The sequence below is a fragment of the Nostocoides australiense Ben110 genome (genome assembly GCF_001050535.1).
GTDB classification, from domain to species: domain Bacteria; phylum Actinomycetota; class Actinomycetes; order Actinomycetales; family Dermatophilaceae; genus Nostocoides_A; species Nostocoides_A australiense.
The window spans coordinates 1225234-1234456 of sequence record NZ_HG764815.1; the positions used below are offsets into that span (position 1 = coordinate 1225234).

Annotated in this window: 5 protein-coding genes and 1 pseudogene; 3 read left to right on the forward strand and 3 right to left on the reverse strand. The window is 68.4% G+C overall.

The window, feature by feature from the left end; translation table 11 throughout:
- Both BN11_RS26325 and BN11_RS05905 read right to left on the reverse strand, forming a co-directional pair.
- Positions 1-149, reverse strand: a pseudogene (locus tag BN11_RS26325) (IS256 family transposase); the annotation flags it as partial.
- 283 nt (positions 150-432) lie between these two features.
- Complete coding sequence (locus tag BN11_RS05905; protein ID WP_157043995.1) at positions 433-3786, reverse strand: DEAD/DEAH box helicase; 3354 nt, start codon at positions 3784-3786, stop codon at positions 433-435.
- Between the two features lie 743 nt (positions 3787-4529).
- On the opposite strand from BN11_RS05905, the gene BN11_RS05910 reads away from it, so the two are divergent.
- From BN11_RS05910 to BN11_RS05920, 3 genes are all read left to right on the forward strand, one after another.
- On the forward strand, positions 4530-4766 hold the full coding sequence (locus tag BN11_RS05910) for a hypothetical protein (protein ID WP_048695707.1): 237 nt from the start codon (positions 4530-4532) through the stop codon (positions 4764-4766).
- 565 nt (positions 4767-5331) lie between these two features.
- Positions 5332-5859, forward strand: coding sequence for a hypothetical protein (locus BN11_RS24625; RefSeq protein ID WP_201329229.1), 528 nt, complete (start codon positions 5332-5334; stop codon positions 5857-5859).
- Between the two features lie 119 nt (positions 5860-5978).
- A complete protein-coding gene (locus BN11_RS05920; protein WP_048695709.1) occupies positions 5979-7496 on the forward strand; it encodes a hypothetical protein in 1518 nt (505 codons plus the stop codon).
- 105 nt (positions 7497-7601) lie between these two features.
- On the opposite strand, the gene BN11_RS05925 is transcribed toward BN11_RS05920, so the two are convergent.
- Positions 7602-8858, reverse strand: coding sequence for an IS256 family transposase (locus BN11_RS05925; RefSeq protein WP_048695712.1), 1257 nt, complete (start codon positions 8856-8858; stop codon positions 7602-7604).
- Positions 8859-9223: the final 365 nt, after the last annotated feature.

Here is a 9223-nt window from a genome sequence, read left to right on the forward strand (position 1 = left end):
CCGTCCGGGCCGGTCAGGTCCTCACCGCGGGCGCGGGCGGCCTTGACCAACTCCCGCACCGCAGCCCGCTCGGTCTCCGAACGGGAAACCCTCCTGGTCTTCTTCGCTTCCTTCGGCATCGAGCTCACGCTCGGCAGTGTCTCGGTCATCACTGACCTTCCTCGCCAACCTCGTTGGCGTGTCGGGCCAGTTACACCGTTAATCGGACAGTCTCGTACGACGCCCTAGCGGCCGACGGCTGGGCGCTCATCCCCACCCAGCGCGCACCCGGCTACTACCCGCCGCCGCTCCGCCGCCGGCCAGCCGCTAAGGACCGGTCCTGACGTCGCATCACTCGCTGCACCACCCGTCATCACCCGCGTCCCGTCCGAGCACCAGGTCGGGCGGGACGACCTGCTCTCCTGATGGGTCGGCAGGGTTGGCTGCCGGCTACTAGTAGCCGGCCCCCGGTTCGGGGGACGCAGGCGCGGCGGGCACAGGTGGCACACAAGGGTCGACAGCATCGCCCGATGCCGCGGCGAGCGCTGCGGCCTCCGCCTCCGCCGCGATGCGTTGCTCCACGACGACGCTGAGGGGCCGCAGGAAGCCGAGGGGCGGAGTCGGCGGCTGCGGCTCCTTGAGGTACTCCTCGGCGATCCGTACCACTTGTAGGCGGTCTGCCCCGTCACGCACCAACGCACACAGCTCGGTGTCGAAGACGCCGTACCGCAGCCGACTGGGCCCCAGTCGGGTGTGCGCTGCCTCACGCAGGTGCAGGTCTCCGTCGAGCGCAGCGATGAGCTCGAACGACCCGGTGAGCGCCCACACCAACAGCGTCTCGAGGTGCCGAGCCTTCACCGCACCCCAGGCGTCGCCATGGAGCCGTTCGATGTCGTCCTCGCTCGTGCCGGCGACCCATGCCGCCAACGCACCCCACAGGGCGTCGGGGTCGACCCCTCGGAGATCTCTGAGTTCTTCCAAGGTGGCTACGCAAGCCTGGATGAGCCACCGCAGGAGCCTGTCGTGGGCGGCGACGTCCGGCGGGTCCGAGCGAAGCACCGAGACAATCGGACCGAGCTGGGCGGCGATCGCGTCCCGCAACGCCAGGCAGCCCTCGAGCTTCAACCCTGAGCGGTACACGGCGGCACGCAACGCGGCGTTGGGCACCCGCTGGGCGACCCGCGCCGCGTAGCCGGTGCCGTTGTCCACAGCTATGGTCTGCACCTGTGGTGCTGACGTCGCCGACCAGAAGGTCCGCTGCAGGGCCTCCTCGAGAGCCCTGCGAAGGTCACCGTCGGCCGCGGCCGACTCCGCGAGCGCCTCGATGGTGACAGCGTCGATGATGGCCTTGTCGTCGTCCGACATGTACTCGGGTGCACGCGTCTGCATCACCTTAAGCGCCGCCGTGAGCGCGGTCTCGGTCGGCGGCAGCTCCTGCCTCATCGCGCGCCGCCACGTGCGACCCTGCTCGTGGTCGGACGTCATGACGACGAGCCGGCCGCTCACGAACCGGCCAGCGCGGCCAGCACGACCCTCGAGGTTGCGCAGACGGGCGATGTCGGGCCGGCGCAAGGGGGTGCGCGGCGGGTACGCCGCGATGACCGTGCGCGTGGGAAAGTCCACGCCCTCGAGCAACGTGGGCGTGCACACGATGCAGCGCAGCAGTCCGCCCTCACGACGTGCCGCGGACTCGATGGCCTGCCGAACGGCTCTCGGAACGTCGGCATGGTGCAGCCCGAACCCGTTGCGCAGGGCCGCCGCTTCGACCGGGTGGAGCGCCTCAATCGAGTTCGCGATCTCCGCCAACGCTCGGCGAGGAGGTCCGAGGTGGACGGTGCTCGCCGAGATGGTGTTGAAGAGGTCCCGGGAGTACGCCTTGTTGGCCGTGAACACGACGACGAGCCCCTCGGGCGCCCACTTGTCCACGAGCCCCGCAGCCTCGTGCTTCCGGTCGCGAATCCAGCCCTCACCCCTGGTCCTCTCGCTCGGCTTGAGGGTCAGCACCTTGACCGGGTCGGCCCCTTCAGGCCACAGGTAGCCAGTCCGCGCCGTCGTCGACGAGGAGCCTGGCAGGCCTCGGATGTAGACGTGTCGTTCCAGCCAAGCGGGCCGCCAGTCAGACTCGAGCGCGTCGCCGTTCACCCAATGCGCGATGGCTCCCACGTTCGAGAACTGGCTGGCCAACAAGACGACACGGATGCCGCGCCGCAACGCCTTCGCGATGAGGAGCTCCAACGTCGCACCCCGCGGACCACTGTCCACGTGCTGCGCCTCGTCGACCACCAGCAGCTTGATGTCGTCCAGTTCGACACCACTGTCATCGGTCACCGCACGCCGCCAATCCAGGTCGAACCGCTCCGGGGTCACCACCGCCACGCCCGGCCCGTCCAGCACCCCACACGTCGACGGAAGGTCAGTGTCGTAGTCCAACCCACCGTGTGACGACCGCACCACTACGTCAGCAGGAAGCCCGTCACGCAGGTCGCGGTACAGCTGACTCACCAGCGCCCGCGTCGGCGCCAGCACCGCCACCACCCCGTTCGGATGCCGGTCGACCGCGTCCGCAGCAACCAGCTGCATGAGCGTCGTCTTCCCGGCACTCGTCGGCATCTTGATGGCAAGGGACCGTTGCGCCGGGTCCAGCAGCCCGCCCCGCACCGCGTCGGCCTGCGACGGCCAGAACGCGTGCCGGCCGATCTGCCGCATCCGCGCAACCACATGCTGGACCGCGACCCCCGTCGCGCCCTTCGCCTCCGTCATCACCTTCGGGTGCCGCTCGAGGCGATGCAACAACGCCGCCGCAACATGCCGGGCCGCATCCAGCAACGCCCGGTCGAGCCCGTTCCGCTCCGCCTCCTCGAGCACCACCCGCAGACGGTCCGGCGGCTGCTGTAGGTCGACCACGTCACGCGCAGCAACCGCGAAAGCCTCCAGCGGCCGGCCCTTCAACGTGCCGCCCGCCCGCCCCCGTGCACCCGTGAGCAGCTCCGCCAGCCCCCGCACGTCCGCATCCGTGTGCTGCCGCGACATCGTCGCCCGCGCCCCACCAACACCGTCCTCATCGGCCAAGAACCACAAGCTCGCCTCGAGGATGGCTCGAAGAGCGTCAGCGGAGCCGGCATCAGCGAGCTGCGCCGGGACGTCCCTGCTCACCAGACCCGAGATGCCCGCCTTCAACGCAGGCGCCGGAGCAGCACGAACCACCGCAGACGCGCCGCCAGTCAGGTCCGCGTACGTCAGGCCTGCGGCTGCGTCGAAGACGCGCGACATGGCGGCGACCAGGTCCGCGACGGTGACGATGTGCAGCTCCGACACGTACGGGGCGCCAGACCACCTTTTCTCGATCTCCGACATCGGCAGCCGGTCCTCCCCAACCACGGCAACCGCGTGCCGCAGGTGCGGAGGCAACGGTGCCTCCGGGTCGATCAGCCGGCCAAGGTGCTGAGCCGCCGACAACGCGAAGTGCCGCGCGAAATCCGGATGGCCGTGCATCATCTGCACCCCGGCCGCCCACGCCTCCACCAAATACTGCTCCGTCACCACGCCCGAACTCGCCTCGATCGGCGCCAACGTGTCCGACGCTCGCGCTAGAAGCCGGCACTTCGCCTCCACCACGACCGGCTCCACAACCTCGCCCTGAGTGATCGTCAAACACAAGGTGTCCGGGCCCTGAACGGTCGCGTTCGCCACCGGCTTCGCCAACTGCAGCTTGCTGTACGGCACCGTGCGCCCCATCCGAGTGCTGTAGATGCCCATGGCGACCATCTCGCCGAAATCACCCTTACGGACCGAGTCCGCCCCCGGCACCGCGTTCCCCACTCGCGCACCCGGGTACGCCAGACGCGCCGCATCAGTGACGTACGAACGGCCCACCGCTACCGCAAGAGCCGCCACATCACCCGGGTCCACCCGCAGCGCCCACCGGAACACCGTTAGCTGCCCGTCGCACCCACGCTCCGGCTCACCCAGCAAGCTCAACCGGGCGCCGAACTCCGTCGTCACGGCAGCCCCGCGATCCGGCTAGCATCCGTCCCGGTGCTTGAGGCTGGCATGGGTCTCCTGGTCGGGGGCTGACTGCCGCAGCGGCATGCAACGGTCCACGCAGAACCTACCTGTGCGGACCCACACGGTGCGGCACCAGCCCGCCTTGCCCCCGAGCGGCATGGCTCCCTCCTGTCGCGGTCCGCGCGCCCCGGAGGCGGTCGCCGAAACATCCGCCCAGTCGGTAGCAATCGAACTTCCGTTCGATGTACCGTCGACCGCATCGAGTTCGCAGCGAGCGTCTTCAAATCGATCCCTCCGGCGGGGGTTCGGCCAACGCACTCATTTGGCCATAGTGAGTGCGTCCTTTCGCCGCAAGTGACGCACTCTTCGCCACAGCCGTCTGAGTCGGGCACGCCGACCGCGACGCGTTGCGGAATGGGCGTCGGCCGCGGCAGTAGTCTTCACCTATCAGTCGGCCTCACCAGCCGAGCCCCGATGAGATCAGCGTCTGACCAGCGCAGCGAAGCGACGTGGCGGACGTGATCGACCGGGAGTAGGTGAGGCGAGTGAGGACCAGCGACGACGACAAGGTCTCCGTCGCGCCTGCCCGCGCTGGTCGGCCAGCTGCTCGGTCCCGCCGCTTCGCACCCAACGAGATTGTCCGCGTCGAGGTACGCATGCCGGCGATGATCGCCGCCCAGGTGTTCGCTCTCGCTGCCGACACCGGCCGCCCCGTGAGCGCCACCGCCTCCGACCTCTTGGCTGCCGCCCTCGCCGAGCGAGAGGGGCACTGCGTGACATGACCAAGCCGGCGCAGGGCGCCGAACGCGCGAAAGGCCGGGAGTGCCATCCCGGCCGATTCGCCTTCACAGCGGACGACACCGCTGCTTCCTACTACTCACCCCAATGCGGAGGGCTTTGCCATGCCATCTTCGGATTCCAGAACTCCCGACGTCAACCACGACACGGTCGGCGAGTCGCAGCGGTCTACGGCCGAGCTGGCCGTGCGGCGTTACGTGCCAAACTCCCTGCGACCGGATCAGTGGGCGGCGATAGCCGACTTCACCGTCGACATCGCGCTTCGCCTCAACCCGAGTCACCCCAAGCGGGCCATCGAGTCGATGCGCACGCTCTCGCAGTTCATTCACTGGGCACGCACCCAAGGTCTCCCGCTCGACGTGGAGCTGATCTTTGACCCCGACACGGTGGAGGGCTACATCGCCGGCGGCTGCCCCCACCTCGCAGCTTCCTCCCGAGCAACCCGGCGCGCATACCTGCGCAACTACGGACGACAGATCACGACCACAGCACCCTGGCCCCCCTCCATCCGGCCGCTGCGTCAGGACTACGCGGTAGTGCCGTACACGGATGCCGAGGTCGACAGGGCTGCTCGAGGTCGCCGCTTCGCGACGCACCACAAGCCAGCGACGCCATCTGCAGGCGCTCCTCGCACTCGGTCTGGGCGCCGGCCTCTTCCCCAAGGAGTCATGGTCGGTCACCACGGACGACCTAGTGGACAAGCACGGCGTCCTCTGCCTGATGGTTCCCGGTGACCGTCCTCGGGTCGTGCCGATCCTTCCGCCCCACGACGACACGCTGCGGGCTATCTGGCGAGATGATCCGGGTTCGACGCTGCTCGGTTACGCCGCGCCGGAGTGGGATCGGTCTCGGCTGAGCAACCTGCTCGGCAGGAGCGAGTTTCCTCCCGGCACACCGGTCATCAAGCTGCACCGGCTGCGAGCCACGTGGTTCCTGCACCTCATGCGCAACCTCGTGCCTCTCAACGAGCTCTCGAAAGTCTCCGGGGTCAGCACAGCGAAGACCTTCGGCCATCTCATGCGCTACCTTCCCGACCTTCCCGAGGCCGAGGTCTTCGCTTTGATGACGAGGCGATGAGCCGAGCAGCCAAGAACCCCCGAGGGTCAGGTCCGGCGCCCAGCCGAGTCCTGATCCCCAGGAAGCTGACCAGGGCGCAACAGATCGCCCGCGCCATCGGGTGTGCCGACAGTCCCGCCATGAGAAGCCTGGTCGACCACGCCGCGCCCCGGTTCGGCCGTCCTCGCAAGCTCCCCTTGCGGTCGATCGCGATCCTGCTCTCCCTGCATGCGATCCGCACCGGCTCATCGATGATCATTTCCCGGATCGTCAGTACAGCCGACGACCTCACCCCGAGCGAGCGACACACGATCGGCATCCCGAAAGGGGTCGCCCTCAACGACAAGCGCATCCGCAGTGGTGTGACCGCACTCATCGGTCGCTCGGCCGCCGGTCTGCAGATCCCGCACGACCACCCCGAAGCCGATCCCGTCACGGGCGAGGTCATCGACTGCCTTCCTGGCTGTCCCCATGTGGACATCGGGCTGGACGAGATCCTGACCGACATCGTCCTGGCCAGCCTGCCGACGGACTACCTGTCCTCACTGCCGACGGCCATCGCCGTCGACGGGACTGACATCGAGTCGCACTACCGAAGCCGTCGTCCCGGCCCAACGACGCTGGCCGGCCAGAACTGGGACTGCGTCGACACCGAAGTCGCCCTCGGTAAACGCACACCCACCGACCGGCGGCGGAACGAGTTCTACCTCGGGTACGAAGCCCACATCGCCACCATCGTCCCGACCGGTACCGCCCAAGAGATCCCGCTTTTGGCAGTTGGCCTTGCGCTGCGACCCGGCGTCAGAGAAAGGTGCCCCGCAGCCCTAGCGATCATCCGCCGCCTGGACCGTGTGACCGAGGTGCTCGCTGACCGTGCCTACACCACCGCCAAGCCCGAGCACTGGGCACGACCCCTGCGGACCATGGGCATCACCGAAACCAAGGATCTACACGAGAGCCAACGAGGTGTCCGACCCGGGCCGGTGCCCGACACGATCTGGCTCGACGCTCGCCTCCACAGTGCCGCCATCCCCATCGATCTACGCGAGCTCGACCCGCCACGACCCGCCGACACCGCCACCACCAAGGCGCGGCGCCGCGAGGAGTTCGACCGACGCCGCAAGTACGAGTACGTCGCGCACAAGGCACCGGACCCGGTGACCGGCGCCCAACGCTTCAAAGGCCCAGCCCTGGCTGGACGAGTGCGATGCCGGAACGTTCCCAAGAGCATGCGCAGCGACCCGGCGACCCGCCCGCTCACCGCTTGCCAGAAGGGCACGCCGTGTGGATGTGGGGCCACCGTCACCGTGCCCGTCACCGCCTTGGAACGCGACCGGCAACCGCTGCCCTGGCAGAGCACCGCGTGGGCGAAGTCCTGGAACCGGCGCAGCCGCATAGAAGGGCTCAACGGCCTGGCCCGCTACCTCGATGTCAACCTCAACCGCGGCTTCATTCGCTGCCGCGGACGCGCGGCCACCGGGCTGCTCACCGCCTTTGCGCTTCTGGGCATGAACGTTCGGCGCCTGCACAAGTGGCACACCAGCCGAGAGCTCGACGACCCTTGGCGGCTGGTCCTCGACGAGGAGCCGGATGATAGGCCGCTCGACCATTACTACCGCACGGATCGGCGAGCCCGCAGCCCCGGCGCCCGTCCGTAGCCGCGCTTCCACCGCTTGGCCCGTTTGTGCAGCAACCTGCTGCACTATTGCCCGGGTCAAGTCCGGGCTGGTGGTGTACGAGGGTGATGCCTTCGAGGTTGTTCGTTAGGCGTTGATGGCGCCGGTGATGAGGTTGTTGGTCACCTCCTGGGCTGGGGCTGTCTGGCGGTCGGTGAGGACGGCGCGAGCGGTTTTGAGGGCGTCGAGACCGAGGTAGCGGCGTTGTTCGGCCCATTCGTCGTGCTGCTCGGCGAGGACGGCGCCGACGAGCCGGATCAGGGCGTCGCGGTTGGGGAAGATGCCGACGACGTCGGTGCGGCGGCGGATCTCCCGGTTGAGCCGTTCGTTGGGATTGTTCGACCAGATCTGTCGCCACAGGACCTTGGGGAAGACGGTGAAGGCGAGGATGTCCTCGCGGGCACCCTCGAGGTGCTCGGCGACGGCGGGGAGCTTGTCGTGCAGGCCGGCCAAGACGCGGTCGAACTGGGCGTGGACGGCCTCGGCGTCGGGTTGGTCGTACACCGAGTGCAGCAGCGCCTTGACCCAGCCCCACTGAGACTTCGGGGTGGCGGCCATCAGGTTCGCGGCGTAGTGGGTGCGGCACCGCTGCCAGGCCGCGTTCGGCAGGGTCGCCCCGATGGCCTCGACCAGGCCGGTGTGCGCGTCGGAGGTGACCAGCGCGACCCCGGACAGTCCGCGGGCGACCAGGTCCCGGAAGAACGCCAGCCAGCCGGCACCGGATTCTGTTGTGGCGCACTGGATTCCGAGAACCTCTCGATAGCCGTCGGCGTTGACACCGGTCGCGACCATGACCGCAACCTTGACGACCCGCCCATTCTCGCGGACCTTCATCGTCAACGCGTCGGCGGCGACGAACGTGTACGGGCCCTCGTGGAGCGGGCGGCTCCGGAACGCGGCGACCTGCTCGTCGAGGTCGGCGGCCATCACCGACACCTGCGACTTGGACAGGCCGGTAATCCCCAGGGAACGCACCAACCGGTCCATCCGGCGGGTGGAGACCCCGAGCAGGTAGCAGGTCGCGACCACCGTGGTCAGCGCGGCCTCGGCCCGGCGATGCCGCTCCAGCAGCCAGTCCGGGAAGAAGCTGCCCTCGCGGAGCTTGGGAATCGCCACATCGATGGTGCCGGCGCGAGTGTCCAGGTCCCGATGCCGGTACCCGTTGCGGCGGTTGGTCCGCTCAGGGTCCCGGGCGCCGTACTCGGCGCCGCACACGCTGTCGGCCTGCGCCGACAACAACGCGTTGATGAACGTCGTCAACAGCTCCCGCATCAGGTCCGGGCTGGCCTGAGCCCCCTGCTCGTGCAAGAAGACGTCAGGGTCGATACTGAGGGTCGCGGTCATCGCAGTGTCCTTCTTCGAGTCGGTTGTCAGAGATCACTCGAAGGATCACGCGGTGACCGCACCTACGTCAGCAGGACACGCTCACCGGGATCGTCGTACACCAAGGCTATGGACTCAACTTATTGCCCGGCTCGGGCTCTCCGACACCTCGCAGGCGCTCTCGCACGGGTTCACTCACGCCTCGCAAGCGTGCGAGGGCCTCCACGGCCGGCCGCGAACAGCCCGGTCCACCCGTCCCGCGTCCTTGAGCTGCCAACAACGACGAAGTCCCCGGCCAGATCGCTCTGACCGGGGAGTTTCGGGAAGAGATGACCCCGACATTCGGGAACATCCCCAGAGTGGGTAGTTCCCGAAAGTCGCTGACC

Coding starts and splice junctions, on each gene's coding strand:
- BN11_RS24625 (WP_201329229.1), top strand. CDS start 5,332: ATGCCGAGGTCGACAGGGCTGCTCGAGGTCGCCGCTTCGCGACGCACC.
- BN11_RS05920 (WP_048695709.1), top strand. CDS start 5,979: ATGAGAAGCCTGGTCGACCACGCCGCGCCCCGGTTCGGCCGTCCTCGC.
- BN11_RS05925 (WP_048695712.1), bottom strand. CDS start 8,858: ATGACCGCGACCCTCAGTATCGACCCTGACGTCTTCTTGCACGAGCAG.